Origin of the sequence: Cognatundibacterium curvum (genome assembly GCF_014284235.1) — a bacterium.
Classification (GTDB): Bacteria; Pseudomonadota; Gammaproteobacteria; order Burkholderiales; family Burkholderiaceae_D; genus Undibacterium; species Undibacterium curvum.
This window is the reverse complement of the sequence record NZ_JACOGD010000004.1, coordinates 211,694-227,629: the sequence shown is the minus strand read 5'-3', so window position 1 is coordinate 227,629 and position 15,936 is coordinate 211,694. Positions and strand designations below refer to the sequence as shown.

The window sequence follows — 15,936 nt, the reverse complement described above, 5'->3', positions numbered from 1 at the left end:
CTGGTATTAGCTGACATTATCCATTTTTTGCTCTTGTATTTTCGTTTTTTACTCTATTCGCCTGAAACATAATGGCAGGCCCTGTGTGCTGCCTGTGATGCCAGTGGCCCGATCCTAAGTGGTCTGCCTGTGAAATTAAGGATGTGAACCCAAATGACGCAACAATCTGTACGCTATTCTTCTATCGATGCACTGCGTGGCTGGACCGTCGCCGGGATGCTGCTGGTGAATAATGCGGGTGACTGGAATCATGTCTTGCCGTGGCTGGAGCATGCGCAGTGGAATGGATGTACACCGGCCGACCTGATTTTCCCGTTTTTTCTGTTCATTGTCGGCTTGTCACTGGAACTGGCATTCGCGCCGCAACTGGCTAAGGGTGTGATGCCTGAAGCCTTGCGCAGTCAGGCCTTACGCCGCGGAGTGCGCATGATACTGCTGGGTGTCGCCTTGCATGCATTCGCGTGCCTGACTATTGATGGACGTGCATTCCGGCTGATGGGGGTGCTGCAACGCATAGGCATCGTCTTTGTGCTGGCTGCCTTCATCATGCTGTATCTGCGCACCCAAAGCAGCCGCTGGATCGCTTTACTGGCGCTGATGGCGCTACACAGCTTGCTGTTGCTGAGTGGTGGCTCCTTGCTACCGCATGCTAATCTGTCGGACCGTATCGACAGCGTATTGCTGGGCCCGCTCGCGTATCAGTACGACGCACTGGCCCATATGGCGCAGGAGCCGGAAGGCATATTGTCCACGCTGGGCGCATTAAGCAGTGTGCTGTTTGGTATTCAGGCTGGCAGCTTGTTACGCAATCGCCAAATCAGGCAGCTGGTATGGCTGGCGCTGGCTTGCTTATGTGCTGGTCTGATCAGTGGCCTGGAACTGCCCTGGAATAAGCAAATGTGGACCGCGTCCTTTGTGCTATGGACCAGTGGCTGGGCGACTGCCTTGCTGTTGTTGGTGCATCAGCTGATCGATGTGCGCGGATATCCGGCCATAGGTCGCAGCTTCGGCATTAATGCGATTGCTGCTTATGCGGGTTCCTGGATCGCTACCTGTCTGCTGGCCTACACCGGTGCCGGCGACTGGATTTATCTGCACTGGTTTGCACCATATCTGCCTGCGCTGATTGGCGAAGCCTGGAGTTCTGCTGCCTTTGCACTTGCGTTTACCGCCGTGTTTGCTGCACTGACCTATGCAATGGCGCGTCGGAACTGGCGCATCGTGATCTGAGCGTGTTATCGTCCTGCGCTGCCGCTCTAGGCGAGCAGCGCATGACTCAGCGAGTGTATTTCCTCGTCTTTTTCCTGCAGAATTTCCTGTAAAGTCGAATCTTCAACTTCAAAATTCAGATGTGCAGTGTGCAACTGCATGGCCGGGCTCAGATGTTGATGCAGTGGCGAAGAAACGGGTGCAATGTCGTTCGCCAGAATCAGGGTATCGCCCAGACTTTCAGGCGGATAAGCGGCTAAACCCTTCCACATGAATTCGACGGCATCGATCACATGTTGTGGAATCTCGAGCTGCTGCAATACGCCGCGACCGATCAGCTTTTCTCCATATTCACTCCAGGCCTCATTTTCGCTGTCGAGTATGCCCGGATACTGTCCAGCACAAGAAATCATATAAAAGCCGCCAACCTCATGAATCAGACCGGCAAACGTTGCCGTATCCGGGTCGACCCGGGTGATATGTCTCGCAATCACCTGAGCCAGCGCCGCGACATGCGCCGTGTGCTCCCATAACTGACGCGCCTTGGCGATCAAAACCGGATCGCGCAATTGCTGGTTTAATTGCCGCACTATCAATGCCGTGACCAGGATCTTGGTTTGACTAAAGCCCAGCCGGCTGACAGCGGTGCGGATATTGCTGATGGAATTGCCGGAGCGGTTATAGGCTGATGAGTTAGCGACCGCCACGATGCGCGCTGAGAGTAGCGGATCGGTACTGATCAGTTTGCTGGCTGTCTCAGCATGGCAATCCGGATCATCCAGCATCTGCTTCAGTTTCAGCGTTTGTTCCAGATGCGTGGGGAAGACCAGCTGACCTTGTCTGGCCTGGTCAGCAATCATTTTGAACATGCTCAGCCCGTCCATGATGCCACTCCTTTAACGCACACCACATTGCAAAATAATGTTAAGCAGCGTTGCAAGTTCATCTTAGAGGCTGAGCAATAAAAAGCAAGAATTAATTTCTGTGTGGAAATTAATTCTTGCTGCCTTTCAGTCTTTTCAATGCTTACTGATCTTGTCGCGGCAAATAGCGCACAGTTACGGGCTCCTTTGCGGGCTCTGCCGAACCATAGCTGTTCGCGTTTGCTGGTTTGCGCTGCGCCGGACTGAGCAACCCCAAAAAAACGCGGAACACGAAGAAGGCAATAAACAGCGCGAGGATGAAAGGAATCAGGCTCAGCAATACCAGGATTGCCATCAGCACCAGCGCGATGCGGGGCAAGGGGGTACGCAGAGAAGCTTGTGCGCCGCGGGTAGCGAATTGCCGGAATTCCTGGCTGAGCTGGCGCAGAACAGAGTACAGATACTGGGTAAATGGCGTTTTCATAATTTGGGCCTGTTAAGTTTTAAATTACGTGTGCGAAAGGGGTAAAACAGTTGCAGGCCCTGGTCCTTAGGCATCAAGTTGCCTGACTGAATTTGTTTCCACGGAGGCAGGCGTTATTGTGGCGTAAGCGCAGGCCTCAGGCTACGGTAAAAATCAGCCGGAAATGCCGAAATGCAGAGATGCTCAACAAAAAGCCCCGCCGCGTATCACGGCAGGGCTCAAGTTAAGAATGACTGATACTGATATACGGCTTATTTCGCTGGCGTTGCTGCGCTTCCCAAATGTTGCAGGAAGAAGCTTTCGTATTTCTTATGCCAGGCCTTGGTCTTGACCGCACCACCCATGCTATGTTCGCCATCCGGATCGAGGAACAGATCGACTAACTGCTCCTTGCCGTTTTCCAGCAAAGCGCGATACACATTCACCGTGTCCTGATACAGCACATTCGGATCTTGCATGCCATGCACCAGCATCAGTGGTTTTTTCAGGCCTGCCGTCAGCGGCAATAAGGAATATTTACGCAGATTCGGTTTGCTGCGCTCAGTCTTACCGATAGTGCGGCCGCTATACCAGCTGTTATAGTTTTCCCACTCAGTCGGACCGGCACCGGCGATACCAGCTGCAAACGTATCCGGACTGGTGTACAGCGTGTATTGTGTCTGGAAGCCACCAAAGCTCCAGCCCGTCAGGCCGATACGCTGGCCATTGACGCCCAGATTTTGTTGCATGTATTTCGCCAGATCTTCCAGATCTTCAGTTTGTGGTTTGCCCACCTGTTCCCAGTTGGCATCGCTGAATTTGCGGCCATAGTTGGAATGGCCACGAGGATCAACGGCCACCGTCACATAACCATGTTTGGCTGCCATATACATACCAAACATATAGGCGGTAGGCTGGAAACTGTCTGTCTCAACAATGTGACGGTCATTCAACGGGCCACCATAGGTGTACACCACAGCAGGGCGCTGATCGGCCGCTTGCCAGCCAGCTGGTTTGAATACATAAGCCTGAATCGCATCGCCGTGGCGGTTGGTGAAGGCAAAGCGTTCCGGACGCAGTACCGCAATCGCATCCCATTGCTTGTCATGGCTCTGCGTCAGGGTATTCACCTTGCTGGATTTCACATCAATCACTTTCAGTTCAGGGCGGCTGGACCACTGACCGGCTACGCTGGCGATCTTCTCACCATTTTCGGCCGCATCGCTGGCACGATGGAAATCACCTGGCTGGCCGAGTGCCTTCATGTCGCCACTGGCGAGATCGGCTTTGAATACATTCATTGCCGCGAAATCGCCTTTGTTTGCCAACACAAACATGGCCTTACTGTCGGGCGTGAAACCGAGAATATTGTGCGCTTCAAAATCGCCTTTCAGGATCGCTTTCGCGCTGCCGTTGTCAGTATTGATCAGGTAGGGCTGACGATAGCCTTGTTCATCCAGGATCGCGATCAGTTGTTTGCTGTCCGGTGTGAATTGTGGATCGATAGCATTAACCACTTCATGACCAACATTGCCACGGCGTTCGAATACAATCTTCGGTTTCGCAGCTTCGTCTGCCTTGCCGACATAAATGCGCAGTAATTCCTTTTCACGTTCCCAGGTTGAGAAGGTGTAGCGGCTGCCATCTTTAGCCCAGCTGACTTTACTCATTTCAAACCAGACATCGCCCCCCTTATTGGTGAACACAGGTTCTGGCTGACGGGTATTGGCATCTGACACCCGGCGGATATACAAGGCAGTGGCAGATACTTTGCGCTTGTCATCTGAGACTTCGCGCGGTACTTTTTTTGCGCTTGCAAAACGTTCGCTGTAATCCATGATTTCGACCTGACGTCCCGAATTTGGATAAGGTTTGTCAGTCTCGGGATTTACTTCGTTCGCGTATCCGCGGATCGCCATCCAGGTTTTATCTTCACTTAATACAGTTTCGAAGATACTGTATTTTTTATCGGCGTCATCCGGGTGGATCAGTTCACGGTTTAACTGGCGGATTGCGCTGGAATCAAAGCTGGCGCTGTACAGGCACTTGTCATCCATGTAGATATAGCCCTTGTCATTGGCCTGATAAGCGACGATGCGTTCGGCTTTATCGGTCTGGGTCAGACGTTCGATTTTGCCGGAGCTGGCTTGAAGGCGGAACAGATCACCACGGTATTGGAAAATCAATTCGTTTTTCTTATTGGCCCAAACCAGCTGATCCACGCCAGGATATAAATCGCCCGCCTTGAGTTTATTCTTGTTGATTTTCTTTTTCAGCTCATCGCGCAATTCCCATAATTCTTTGGCTTTCTCGCTGTCGGCCTTATTGTCTTTCTTGTCGCTGCTGGCTTTGGCATCAGCTTTTCCGGACGCGGCTTTTTCCTGTGCTGCTTCAGCGTCTGCCTCTGCTTTTTTAGCGGCTTCTTTGGCTTTTTTATCAGCCAGATCTTTTTTCAATTCTTCCAGCGCGGCATTTTCCCATTGGAATAAATCGACTTTTTCACCACGCAGATAGGCTGCCTGTGCTTCTGCTTTGGCCTGGCGTTCTGCTTCTTCTTTCTCACGTTGCTGGAATTTTTTATCGAACTTATCCCAGACTTCCGGCGCATCGTAAACCTTCATGATGGCTGGTGAAGTGATGCGCTTAGTCTCGCCGGTTTGTGTGTCATGTACATACAAATCCGAACCCACTTCACCAAACGGATTCCAGACATAAGCCAGATAGCGCGCATCGTGGCTGAAGTGGATCAGACGTGCTGACTGTCCTGCATATGACTTACTACGGAAAACTTGTTCCAGTGTCAGATCAGCCGCCTTCACTTGAGGAATGGCAGGTGTATCGGCATGCACGGTCGCGGGATTGAGGCTGACCAGTGAACAGGCAAGCGCGACGCTCAGGGTAAGGAATTTAGGTGTCATGTTCATTTTCATTTATTCAGGATAAGAGGAAGACCGCTGGGGTACCGCATGGACTTATCCGCGTTTTCTAGGAATAGGCAGAACCAGGCTGAGATAGACAGAGATTGCGTGTTGCAGTTCCGCGTCAGGCACAGGAATGCGCTATAACGCGAGATTATTTGCTGAAAGCAATCAATGACCGATTTTAATTGCTGTTCATCGTCAGGCAGACGCCAACTTCCGGGCTGGAGGCTTGTTTTTGTCTGATTGCAGCTTAGATAAATGAATGAAATAAAAAAATAACTCTTTTGGAAATTTGGTGTTATAGTTAACTACAACACTAACTTATTGTTATTGCATCAAACGCTTTTGCCTACGCAAACAGCAACCGAGGATGAAGGAGCAAAAATGGGAACGGACTGGAATGACCAGACACCGATTTACCGGCAATTGAGAGAGCGGGTACAGACCATGATGCTGGACGGCTTATTGAACGAAGGGGACGCCCTTCCTTCAGTCAGACAGATAGCAGCGGATTATCAGATTAATCCGATCACGGTTTCAAAAGCTTATCAGGAGCTGGTGGATGCTGGCCTGGTGGAAAAACGCAGGGGATTAGGTATGTATGTCATGCAAGGTGCGCAGCAACGCCTGCTGCAAAGTGAAAAACAACGTTTTTTGTCCGAGGAATGGCCACGTATACGACAACGCATACAGCGCCTGGGACTGAGTCTGGACGAGTTAGACAGGGCGGCGTCGACAACAATGCGCACACCTGACACAGCTCAGACCGACGCAAATGCAGACAATCAGACGGGAGAATAAACATGACGAGTTGTATCAGTGTCAGAAATCTGCGCAAACAATATGGCCGCAAGCAGGTCTTGAAAGGCATGACTTTTGATATCGACAGCGGCCGCGTGCTTGGCCTGATCGGCCCTAACGGTGCTGGCAAAACCACGCTGATAAAAGCCTTGCTTGGGCTGACCCGCTGTGAGGGTGAGCTGACTGTCAGTGGCCTTGATCCCTGGCGCCAACGCGATCAACTGATGCAGGAAATTTCGTTTATCGCCGACGTAGCGATACTGCCGGGCTGGCTCAGCGTGCGCAATGCCATCAGTTTTGTTGAAGGGGTACACCCGCGTTTTCAGCGCGATAAGGCAGAGCGCTATCTGGCGAAAACAAAATTAGCACCGGAGTTGCTGGTCAGTGAAATGTCCAAAGGCATGGTGGCGCAGTTGCATCTGGCCCTGGTGATGGCTATCGATGCGAAATTGCTGGTGCTGGACGAGCCTACGCTGGGTCTGGATATCCTGTACCGCAAGCAGTTTTATCAGGATTTGCTGGAAGAATATTTTGATCAGCAAAAAACGATACTCATTTCCACTCATCAGGTCGAGGAAATTGAGCAAATTCTGACTGATGTGATGCTGATCCGTGATGGTCAGCTGGTCTTACAACAAGACCTGGAAGGCCTGCATGGACGCTTTGTTGAAGTGACGGTGAATCCAGACAGTATTGCGCAGGCGCGCCTGCTCAAGCCAGTTGCTGAGCGCAGTCTGTTTGGTCAGCAGCGCATGATGTTTGACAGCGTACCCACTACCGAACTGGCACAGCTCGGCACTTTGCACCGCGCTACGCTGAGTGATATTTACGTCGCTCTGATGCAGGGAGATCAGCCATGAAAGCCTGCTGGTGGTTATTGAAGCGTGAATTCTGGGAGCATCGCAGGGCCTTGTTGATCACGCTGGGTACGCTGCTGCTGGTTTGTATCGTGTTCAATGCCTGGGCGTTGAATGTGGATTTGCTTACCACACACATACAATCACGCGTACTTCCCCGCTTAGGTATAGATAAAACGACTGAAGAGTTTGTGGCTTATGCAGTTTTGCAGACTTGGTTGTACGCACAGCGTTTATTGTTTGAGGTAACGGGATTTATTTTCTGCTTTCGCTATTTTTTACTAACACTGGGCGCTGAACGAACAGAAAAAAATGTGATGTTCTGGCGGTCCTTGCCCGTGACTGATATGCAAACTGTTTTCGTTAAATTAGTTTTTGGCACTACAGTCATTCCTTTATTTTTTTTGCTCGCTAATTTATGCGCTACCTTGGTTTCCGTATTGCTGCATGCCGCATATTTTTCGAGGCAATTTAATTTAGAAATTTCAACCGCAGATTTTCTTGAATCTGGCATGACGCTCTATTCATCGTCGATGATTTCTTTTCCTGTCTTCATATTATGGGGTGGCTTGACCGGTGGATGGTTAATGCTCTGGTCTGCGCTCACTCCACGACTCGGAGGGCTGTTTGCAATCTTGATTCCTTTACTGGGCCTGGTAGTGGTGACACAAACGCATTTATCTTATCCTGATGCGGAATTCTGGCTGAAGCCGGTTGCGACTTTTCTGACTTCGCTTGATCTTAGTTTGCTGCCCGGCTCTTTGAATGCCAAGCTGCTCTGGTTTGAAGGCGGTTGGGATTGGGATAATTACCTGAGAGGCGTGATGATTCACCATGTACACCAACAGCCGGATTTGATCAAACAATTCATCAACCGGAACTTGTGGATCAGTGTCGTTGTGGGAAGCATATTCACGATTTGTGCCGCCCACTTGCGGCGCTTCAAAAGCGAATGAGGAGAGTGAAATGATTACTTTATTCTGGTTGATCAAGCGCGAATATTGGGAATACAAAAAGATGCTATCCCGTTTGCTGGCTGTCTTGATGGCGATCAGCATAGGGCTGAGCTGCATCGTAGCGTTCAAACATATCGCCAATCATATGGCAACTGCAAACTTCTTTTTCAGTACCGGCACTTATCAGCAAAGCCGGCGTGAATGGATTTTTTTCTTTTACTCGGGTAATAGGGCAGCGTTTTTTATCGCGCTGTTAGTCGTGCTCTGGATTTATTTTTCCCACACGCTGAGCAATGAGCGTGCCAATAAATCCTGCTATCTGTGGAAGTCACTGCCCGTCAGTGATGTGCAGACAGTGACGGCCAAATTACTGTTTGGTTTGCTGGTGATTCCTGTTTTTGCGCTAATCGCATTGGCGTTGACGCAGGCGATGGGTATGCTGGTCATGGCAGGTGCTGACTGGTGGACCGGTGCTTCTGGTTATGCAGAGTTTTTGAACAGTGATTTACACATGATTTTTGTGCAAACCATGCTGCAGGCATTTCCTGTTTATCTGCTGTGGGCGATGCCATCGGCTGGCTGGCTGTTATTGAATTCAGCACTGGCTAAACAAAGGGCGGGTTTGCATGCCTTATTGTTTCCATTGCTGATTGCGCTCGCTGGTCACTATACAGCCAGCGCTTATGGCAGCAGCCTAGGTTGGGCTGAACAGGTGCTGCATTGCGCATTCCGCCTGGTAGGCAGTCTGTTACCGACCTCATGGGCGCCTATGTTGGTCACGAATGAAAACGTACCCAAACTCGCCGTGATGATCACGCCGAATCGTAGTCTGATGAGTCTGGATATTTCCTCGCTGTATGTCACGCCTGATTTGTGGTGGGGCGTCGTGGCAGGTATCAGCATGATCTGGCTGGCAGCGTTTGTACGGCGCTGGCAGGAGTAGCGGCATGCACTCAGCCCGCAAATTCGGCGGGCTGAGTGCAGTTTGAGTGAAGCGCTGCGACCTGGTCTGTCAGCGTGCAGGGCGTACCACCAGTGCGACACCAGCCAGTGCGATGGCCATGCCGATGGCGGCAGTCAGGGTGAATTTTTCGTCGAACATCAGCCAGGCCATCACTGCAGTGACAGCAGGGACCAGGTACATATAGCTGGTGACTTTAGTCGCTTCGCCATGTCGTATCATGATGAACAGCACAGAAATACCCACTCCCGACAACACGAATACTGACCAGGCCAGTGCTGCAAAAAATTGTGGCGTCGGCTGTATGTGCTGCGTTTCCAGCAGCAGCGCAAACGGCAGGGTGATGAATAGCGAGGCAGCAAACTGTATCACCTGACCGGTGCGCACATCAAAGCTGGGGCAGGCTTTTTTTTGGTACAAGGTGCCAGTAGTCATCGTCAGTAAAGCCATCACCGCCAGCGCGACGCTGGACAGCGACAGCCCGACCGCAGAAATTTTATTGGCCACCACCAGTGCCACACCGGCTATGCCGAAAGCCAGGCCCAGCCATTGTTTTCCACGTATGCGCTCACCAATCAGCGGGCCCGCAACGGCGGTCAAGATGGGCTGGATATTCGCGATCAGTGCCGCCACGCCGGCAGGCATACCCAGTTTGACCGCACACCAGATCCCACCCAGATAACCGGCCTGCATCAGGATGCCGGCAATCGCAATCGGGCCCCAGTCCTTGCGTTGCGGCCACGGAGCGCGCATCGCTACCGCGAGTACCAGCATGAAGGCGACTACGCCCAGATAGCGCAGACACAGGAAGGTTAGCGGTTCTGCATACGGCAGACCATATTTGGCGACGACATAACCGGAGGCCCAGATGAAGATAAAGATGCCGGGCAGCGAGCGCAATAACAGAGAGGGAGAATTCGACATGCTCAAAGGTAGGGGGAGTCAATCAAGATGCTATGCATCTTCGCATAAAGCATGGCTGCTACAGATGAAAAAAAACCTGCGTATATTGGATATCGCAGGTTTTTTTCACGTGTATCGGTCAGCCGACCGGCACAGACGCAGCGTGTGCGCGTTGCTTAAGCCAGATTGGCTGCGGCAAAATTCCAGTTCACTAAGGACCAGAATGCTTCCATGTATTTAGGACGTACATTGCGGTAGTCGATGTAGTAAGCGTGTTCCCACAGGTCGCAAGTCAGCAGAGGCGTGTCTGTCGTGGTCAGTGGTGTGGCTGCGTTGGATGTGTTGACGATATCCAGTGTGCCGTCTGCTTTTTTAACCAGCCAGGTCCAGGAAGAACCGAAGTTACCAACAGCAGATTTAGTGAAGGCTTCTTTGAATGCATCGAAAGAACCCCACTTGGCGTTGATCGCATCAGCCAGAGCACCGGCAGGCGCGCCGCCACCGTTTGGTGTCAGGCTGTTCCAGTAGAAAGTATGGTTCCAGATCTGAGCAGCATTGTTGAATACGCCGCCGGAGGATTTTTTAACGATCTCTTCCAGAGTCAGTGTTTCAAACTCTGTACCTTTGATCAGGTTGTTGAGATTGGTGACATAAGTCTGGTGATGTTTACCGTAGTGGAATTCCAGTGTTTCTTGAGAGATGTGTGGCGCCAGAGCGTCCAGTGCATAGGGCAATGCCGGTAAGGTATGTTCCATGTCGCGTCCTTTAATTGACTGAGGTTTCCGTCGGTGAAACGGGATTAAGCTACGGTGAAAGTCAGCATTGTAAGCGTTTGCGCGCAAGCTTGCAGCCAGTGACGGCTAATTCCCTGCGTGATACAGGGTTTTTTTCAGGCTGAGCTGGCCAGCTGCGCACTCTACGCCGAGCACATCACTGCTCATCCAGGCTGGCTTGTACGCTGGCGATACCCAGTTGTGCACTGCCTTGTGCCAGTTGCACGCGCATTGAGCTGCCCGGTTGCAATTGTGAAGGTGAGCGCAGCGCGCGTCCTTTGCCATCGCTCAGGATGGCGTAGCCGCGTTCCAGCGTGCGCTGAGGATTCAGTAATTCCAGCTGGGCTTGCAGATGTGTCAGTGCCTGATGCTGTTGCTGCAGTCTGGACTGACTGGCATGGCTGAGACGTTGCTGCCATTGCTGAAGTTGCGCATGACGGCCAGCGGTATCGGGTGTCTGGTTGTGCAGGGCTTGCGCTAACTGACTGAGCGCATGACGCGAATGTTGCCATTGCTGGCGGGCCGCAAAGCGCAGGCTCTGGCTGGCTTGCTGCAATTGCTGGCGTCTGGCGGCAAATGCGGCGGCCGGGCTTTGCAGGCGCCTTGCCAGCCAGTCCAGGGTTTGTTGTTGCTCGTTGAGCAGACGGCTTTGCGCACGTTGCAGCTGTTGTGCCTGGCGCGCCAGTAAATCCAGCCATTCTGCGCGCGGCGTGGCGGCCAGTTCGGCGGCTGCGGTTGGGGTGGCTGCGCGCAGGTCGGCTGCGAAATCAGTGATGGTGAAGTCGGTTTCATGGCCTATGCCAGCGATCACCGGTATCTGACTATGTGCCACGGTGCGGGCCACAATTTCTTCATTAAACGCCCATAAGTCTTCCATGCTGCCGCCACCGCGACACACCAGCAGCAGATCACATTCTTCACGTGCATTGGCGGTGGCAATTGCTTGTGCAATTTTGGCGGCCGCGCCTTCACCTTGTACCGGTGTGGGATAGAGGGTGACCGCGATATGCGGTGCGCGCCGTTTGAGCGCTGTCAGGATATCGCGCAGCGCCGCTGCCTGCGGGCTGGTGATGATGCCGATACGGCGTACGAAGGGCGGAATGGGACGTTTTCTGGACGGGTCAAACAAGCCTTCCTGTTCCAGCTGCGCCTTCAGCCGCAGAAAAGCCTCATACAGATTGCCAACACCAGCGCGTCGTATCGCTTCCACACTCAGCTGGTAATCGCCACGCGGTGCATACAGGGTTACCAGCGCACGGACTTCCACTTTATCGCCTTCTCTGGGCTGGAAGTCGGCATATTGGGCGCGTCCACGGAACATCACGGCTCTGACCTGAGCCGCCTGATCCTTGAGTGTGAAATACCAATGTCCAGATGCGGCGCGGGTGAAATTGGAAATCTCGCCGGAAACCCAGGTCAGTGGCAGATTACGTTCCAATAACTGAGCAACCGCGTTGTTGAGCGCAGCAACACTGATCACGGATGGCTTGCTGACGGGGTTTGAAAATCTAGGTTCTGTATTCATGGGGCTGACAGCAGAAAAAGCTTTCCACAGAAGCGTGGTAAGCGCGTCAGCATGTCATTGTGCATTGCACTTGTCAAAGCAAATGAAAACGCCGAGTCTAAGTGATTGATTCTTCGGGAGTTTCTTTGTGCAAATTGTTTAGGCAAAATGAAAAATACCTTACAAATCAAGGACTTTGCTTGCCCTTACTATGCTTGTGCACATGCTTATCCACAGAAAAAGTGAATAAGCTGTGGGTATCTTTGCTTGAGCCTGGGAATATGTACATTTGCCTATTTCTTAAGCGACATACGTAAATTTATATAAATCAATGAGTTACCTTGCTTTTAGGCCGTTTTTCACACACTTATTCACAAAAAATGTGAAAAAGTAGCAGGTTTTCCACACCACCTTAGCCCAAACAAAACATTTCATCCGGTTCGGTCAAACCCTTGATTTCTGCTTAAAAAATGGGCATTGAAGAAATATTCAATTAAATCAAAGCGTTATCTGGATATCGCCATCTTTTTCACATGGTTGTCCACAAAATTTGTGTGAAAGGTCCGAATTGTTAAGCGAGTTGTGGATTTTTATTTACTACATGCGAAAAAAACATCTGATTTTCAAGTAAATAGCGGTGCTGCTTAAAATTTAAGCGCAATAATAAAATTGATGTAAATCAAAGACTTAAGACCTTGTCACGGGCTTCTGCACAAGCTTGTCCACAAATTATGTGCAGAAATTTCAGGAGTGATGGAAGTTACTGAATCTGCCTTAAAAGCAGGCAGAGTTTGCTTCTTTTTCTTGCTTTGCTTAAAAAATAAGCGGAATGGTAAAAATGATTAAAATCAATCGCTTAGATAAGATTTCAGGCATTGTGCACATACTTTTCCACAAAAAGTGTGCAGAAAAGCAGGGTTTTGTGGATGTGCTTTTGCAGCTTATACGGGGTTTTGACGCTGCTTAAAACTTAGGCATGGAAATAATTTTGTTTAAAATCAATGGCTTAATGTGATTGTATTATCTTGTCCACAGGCTTGCGCACAAAATTTGTGTAAAACACCTACAGGTTTACTGGGGCTGATGTTCACTGTCGCCGATGAGAGTGATGCTGTATCTGGCAGTTGCAGTCACTTAATGGATTAGATTTTGTTCTGAATTGCATTATTTGCACATTTTCAGAGGGGAAAGGGGCTCAGCAAAAAATGATGTACGAGGCAGGAAATTGGCAAATGGACTTGCCCGCCAGCACGCAACGCGCTACATTGCGGGCTTAGATTTCAGAACCTTCAAGGAGTCACTTTTGTTCGCTATTTTTCAAGCCGCTGGCTGGCCCATGTATTTGTTGCTTATTGCTTCTGTGATTGCAATGACACTCATCATAGAACGCACTTTCTCACTGCGCAGTAAAAAGATATTACCGCCTACATTGCTGGATGAAGTAGTGCGTGTTTATCAGTCGGGCAAAATCACGCCGGAAGTCGTGACTCAGCTTGCTGGCAATTCCCCTTTGGGTAAAGTGCTGGCAGCCGGTTTGCGCAATGTGCACGCACCGCGAGACATCATGAAAGAATCGATTGAAGAAGCCGGTAGTGGCGTGGCGCATGAGCTCGAACGCTTCCTGACCACGCTGGGCACTATCGCCTCGTTGGCGCCACTGATGGGCTTGTTCGGCACTATCGTGGGTATGATAGAAATTTTCGGTTCGCAAACTGCGACTGGCGCCAATCCGGCGCAGCTCGCGCATGGTATTTCTGTGGCTTTGTATAACACCGGTTTTGGTTTGTTAATCGCCATGCCTACCCTGGTGGCTTATCGTCATTTCCGTGCTTTGGTAGATGGCTTAGTGGTGGAAATGGAACAACAGGCGGTGAAGTTTGTTGATGTCGTTCACAGCGCCAGGAAGTAATGATGAATTTCCGTAAAGGCAAGGGCAGGGAAGAGCCGGAAATCAACCTGATTCCTTTCATTGACGTATTGCTGGTCATCCTGATTTTTCTGATGGTCACCACGACATACAGCCGCTTTACTGAATTGCAGATCACCTTACCGACTGCAGATGCAGAAAAAGCGCAGGACAAGCCACAGCAAATCGAGATCGGTATCGATGCGCAGGGTCGCTATAAGATCAACGAACAGCCTGTGTCATTTCTCGATACAGCAACGCTGGCCGAGGATTTAAAACGTGCCTCAGCCGCGATTGCAGAAGCCAGACCTGGTGCAGCAGTCGACCCGGTGGTGATTATCAATGCGGATCGTGCCGCGACACATCAGTCTGTGATTGATGTGCTGGAAGCAGCGCGTATTGCTGGTCTGGCGAAAGTCACATTTGCGGCGCAAACTGGCAGCCGTAGTAAATAAGGCTGTGGCTCAGGTCATTGCCAGAAGCGCTGCATCGTAAAATAGCAAGGCACCCGGCTGCTTAGCCTGAATCGCTAAGCAGCGGGTAGCTCAGCAAATAAAAAAGGGGAGTCAGTCGACTCCCCGAATTTTTTAATGGAGTAGAACATGCGTGCCTGGCTGGAAAAGCAAGTGATGGCAGCGTGGCAGCAACGCGGCTGGCTGGCGTATCTGTGCTGGCCGCTCGCGCAATTGTTTCGCGTGCTGATACAGTTCCGCATGGGTTTGTTTGTGATGGGTTACAAGGCGCAAACCCATTTGACCATCCCGGTGATCGTGGTCGGGAATATTTTTGTTGGTGGTACCGGTAAAACGCCCTTGGTGATCTGGCTGGTACAGCAATTGCAGGCGGCTGGCCTGCATCCAGCCGTGGTGTCACGCGGTTATGGTGCCGCTGCGCAGCAAGTGCTGGCGGTCGATGACAAGGCACAGGCGACACAAGTCGGCGACGAACCTCTGCTGATACGGCAACGTTGTGGCTGTCCCGTGATGGTAGGGCGCGACCGGGTCGCTGCGGCAAAGCAGCTATTGCTGAATCATCCCGAAGTTGATGTGCTGATTTCGGACGATGGCCTGCAGCATTACTATCTGGCACGTGATCTGGAAATTGTGTTGTTTGATCAGCGCGGTGCTGGCAATGGCTGGCTGATGCCGGCCGGGCCTTTGCGCGAACCGGTGTCCCGGCGTCGCGATTTCACCATTCTGAATGCGCCTGCTGCTGTACTGAGCAGCGAGGTACCTGGCATTCCTGCTGATGCAGTGCGTATGCAACTGCTTACACAACACGCGTGGCAACTAAGCGCACCGGAACAGCGCCGTGAGTTGACTTCTTTTGCCGGTCAGCGTGTTTGTGCGGCTGCCGGTATCGGACATCCCGAGCGTTTTTTTCAGACGCTGACTGCTGCCGGATGCAGCTTCGAACGTCTGCCCTTAGCTGACCATCAGGTGTTTGATGCATTCACTTTTAGTCAGACTCAGGCGGATTACATACTGATCACGGAAAAGGATGCAGTAAAATGTAGCCAAATTCCAGCGTTGCAAAACGATACCCGCATCTGGGTGCTGCCGGTTGAGGCGCAGCTCAGTGCCGGTTTTGCCGCTGACTTACTATCGATGATTCTGGAGAAAAAGCGTGGAAGCTCGCCTGCTTGATGTATTGATTTGCCCTGTATGCAAAGGTCCCCTGACCTATAAAAAAGAGAGTCAGGAACTGATCTGTTATGGCGATAAACTGGCTTTCCCGGTACGTGACGATATTCCCATTATGTGGGTAGAGGAAGCGCGCACACTCAGTGCCGAAGAAGTCGACGCGCGCTGAGGGCCAG

General features: G+C 51.3%; 15 protein-coding genes. 9 read left to right on the top strand and 6 right to left on the bottom strand.

Annotated features, from left to right (window positions below):
• Window positions 1-153 precede the first annotated feature (153 nt).
• Entirely contained in the window at window positions 154-1,230 is a 1,077-nt protein-coding gene (locus tag H8K43_RS09205) for an acyltransferase family protein (protein WP_186903557.1), read from the top strand.
• Between the two features lie 26 nt (window positions 1,231-1,256).
• On the opposite strand, the gene H8K43_RS09200 is transcribed toward H8K43_RS09205, so the two are convergent.
• The 3 genes from H8K43_RS09200 to H8K43_RS09190 all read right to left on the bottom strand — a co-directional run bounded on the left by H8K43_RS09200 (window position 1,257) and on the right by H8K43_RS09190 (window position 5,453).
• Window positions 1,257-2,093, bottom strand: a complete 837-nt coding sequence (locus H8K43_RS09200; protein ID WP_186903556.1) for an HDOD domain-containing protein — start codon at window positions 2,091-2,093, stop codon at window positions 1,257-1,259.
• Between the two features lie 142 nt (window positions 2,094-2,235).
• Complete coding sequence (locus H8K43_RS09195; RefSeq protein ID WP_186903555.1) at window positions 2,236-2,556, bottom strand: hypothetical protein; 321 nt, start codon at window positions 2,554-2,556, stop codon at window positions 2,236-2,238.
• A gap of 251 nt (window positions 2,557-2,807) precedes the next feature.
• Complete coding sequence (locus tag H8K43_RS09190) at window positions 2,808-5,453, bottom strand: S9 family peptidase (protein ID WP_186903554.1); 2,646 nt, start codon at window positions 5,451-5,453, stop codon at window positions 2,808-2,810.
• A 387-nt stretch (window positions 5,454-5,840) separates the two neighbouring features.
• Here H8K43_RS09190 and H8K43_RS09185 point away from each other — a divergent pair, with 387 nt between their 5' ends.
• Genes H8K43_RS09185 through H8K43_RS09170 form a run of 4 tightly spaced genes read left to right on the top strand, consistent with a single transcriptional unit; the run spans window position 5,841 to window position 9,013 of the window.
• Entirely contained in the window at window positions 5,841-6,257 is a 417-nt protein-coding gene (locus H8K43_RS09185; protein WP_186903553.1) for a GntR family transcriptional regulator, read from the top strand.
• Window positions 6,258-6,259: 2 nt separating this feature from the next.
• Complete coding sequence (locus H8K43_RS09180; protein WP_186903552.1) at window positions 6,260-7,117, top strand: ABC transporter ATP-binding protein; 858 nt, start codon at window positions 6,260-6,262, stop codon at window positions 7,115-7,117.
• Window positions 7,114-8,070 carry a hypothetical protein gene (locus H8K43_RS09175; RefSeq protein WP_186903551.1) on the top strand — a complete coding sequence of 319 codons (957 nt, stop codon included), beginning with the start codon at window positions 7,114-7,116 and terminating at the stop codon, window positions 8,068-8,070. Before H8K43_RS09180 ends, H8K43_RS09175 begins: the two co-directional genes overlap by 4 nt.
• Window positions 8,071-8,080: 10 nt before the next feature.
• Window positions 8,081-9,013: an ABC-2 transporter permease gene (locus H8K43_RS09170; protein WP_186903550.1), complete on the top strand. Its 933-nt coding sequence runs from the start codon at window positions 8,081-8,083 to the stop codon at window positions 9,011-9,013.
• A 69-nt stretch (window positions 9,014-9,082) separates the two neighbouring features.
• Here the strand turns inward: H8K43_RS09170 and H8K43_RS09165 are convergent, their stop codons facing one another.
• From H8K43_RS09165 to xseA, 3 genes are all read right to left on the bottom strand, one after another.
• Entirely contained in the window at window positions 9,083-9,955 is an 873-nt protein-coding gene (locus H8K43_RS09165; RefSeq protein WP_186903549.1) for a DMT family transporter, read from the bottom strand.
• Between the two features lie 155 nt (window positions 9,956-10,110).
• Entirely contained in the window at window positions 10,111-10,689 is a 579-nt protein-coding gene (sodB, locus tag H8K43_RS09160) for a superoxide dismutase [Fe] (RefSeq protein ID WP_162021258.1), read from the bottom strand.
• Window positions 10,690-10,864: 175 nt separating this feature from the next.
• Window positions 10,865-12,232, bottom strand: a complete 1,368-nt coding sequence (gene xseA, locus H8K43_RS09155) for an exodeoxyribonuclease VII large subunit (protein WP_186903548.1) — start codon at window positions 12,230-12,232, stop codon at window positions 10,865-10,867.
• Between the two features lie 1,282 nt (window positions 12,233-13,514).
• Here xseA and H8K43_RS09150 point away from each other — a divergent pair.
• The 4 genes from H8K43_RS09150 to H8K43_RS09135 all read left to right on the top strand — a co-directional run bounded on the left by H8K43_RS09150 (window position 13,515) and on the right by H8K43_RS09135 (window position 15,929).
• Window positions 13,515-14,120 carry a MotA/TolQ/ExbB proton channel family protein gene (locus H8K43_RS09150; RefSeq protein ID WP_162021256.1) on the top strand — a complete coding sequence of 202 codons (606 nt, stop codon included), beginning with the start codon at window positions 13,515-13,517 and terminating at the stop codon, window positions 14,118-14,120.
• A gap of 2 nt (window positions 14,121-14,122) precedes the next feature.
• Window positions 14,123-14,572 carry an ExbD/TolR family protein gene (locus tag H8K43_RS09145; protein ID WP_162021287.1) on the top strand — a complete coding sequence of 150 codons (450 nt, stop codon included), beginning with the start codon at window positions 14,123-14,125 and terminating at the stop codon, window positions 14,570-14,572.
• Between the two features lie 147 nt (window positions 14,573-14,719).
• Complete coding sequence (gene lpxK, locus H8K43_RS09140; protein WP_186903547.1) at window positions 14,720-15,763, top strand: tetraacyldisaccharide 4'-kinase; 1,044 nt, start codon at window positions 14,720-14,722, stop codon at window positions 15,761-15,763.
• Window positions 15,744-15,929 (top strand): Trm112 family protein, encoded by a 186-nt coding sequence (locus H8K43_RS09135; RefSeq protein ID WP_162021254.1) that lies wholly within the window; start codon window positions 15,744-15,746, stop codon window positions 15,927-15,929. Before lpxK ends, H8K43_RS09135 begins: the two co-directional genes overlap by 20 nt.
• The last annotated feature ends 7 nt before the right edge of the window (window positions 15,930-15,936 follow it).

Bases quoted from the DNA above. Each gene is read 5' to 3' on its own strand.
- H8K43_RS09205 (WP_186903557.1), top strand. From the start codon at position 154: ATGACGCAACAATCTGTACGCTATTCTTCTATCGATGCACTGCGTGGC.
- H8K43_RS09200 (WP_186903556.1), bottom strand. From the start codon at position 2,093: ATGGACGGGCTGAGCATGTTCAAAATGATTGCTGACCAGGCCAGACAA.
- H8K43_RS09195 (WP_186903555.1), bottom strand. From the start codon at position 2,556: ATGAAAACGCCATTTACCCAGTATCTGTACTCTGTTCTGCGCCAGCTC.
- H8K43_RS09190 (WP_186903554.1), bottom strand. From the start codon at position 5,453: ATGACACCTAAATTCCTTACCCTGAGCGTCGCGCTTGCCTGTTCACTG.
- H8K43_RS09185 (WP_186903553.1), top strand. From the start codon at position 5,841: ATGGGAACGGACTGGAATGACCAGACACCGATTTACCGGCAATTGAGA.
- H8K43_RS09180 (WP_186903552.1), top strand. From the start codon at position 6,260: ATGACGAGTTGTATCAGTGTCAGAAATCTGCGCAAACAATATGGCCGC.
- H8K43_RS09175 (WP_186903551.1), top strand. From the start codon at position 7,114: ATGAAAGCCTGCTGGTGGTTATTGAAGCGTGAATTCTGGGAGCATCGC.
- H8K43_RS09170 (WP_186903550.1), top strand. From the start codon at position 8,081: ATGATTACTTTATTCTGGTTGATCAAGCGCGAATATTGGGAATACAAA.
- H8K43_RS09165 (WP_186903549.1), bottom strand. From the start codon at position 9,955: ATGTCGAATTCTCCCTCTCTGTTATTGCGCTCGCTGCCCGGCATCTTT.
- sodB (WP_162021258.1), bottom strand. From the start codon at position 10,689: ATGGAACATACCTTACCGGCATTGCCCTATGCACTGGACGCTCTGGCG.
- xseA (WP_186903548.1), bottom strand. From the start codon at position 12,232: ATGAATACAGAACCTAGATTTTCAAACCCCGTCAGCAAGCCATCCGTG.
- H8K43_RS09145 (WP_162021287.1), top strand. From the start codon at position 14,123: ATGAATTTCCGTAAAGGCAAGGGCAGGGAAGAGCCGGAAATCAACCTG.
- lpxK (WP_186903547.1), top strand. From the start codon at position 14,720: ATGCGTGCCTGGCTGGAAAAGCAAGTGATGGCAGCGTGGCAGCAACGC.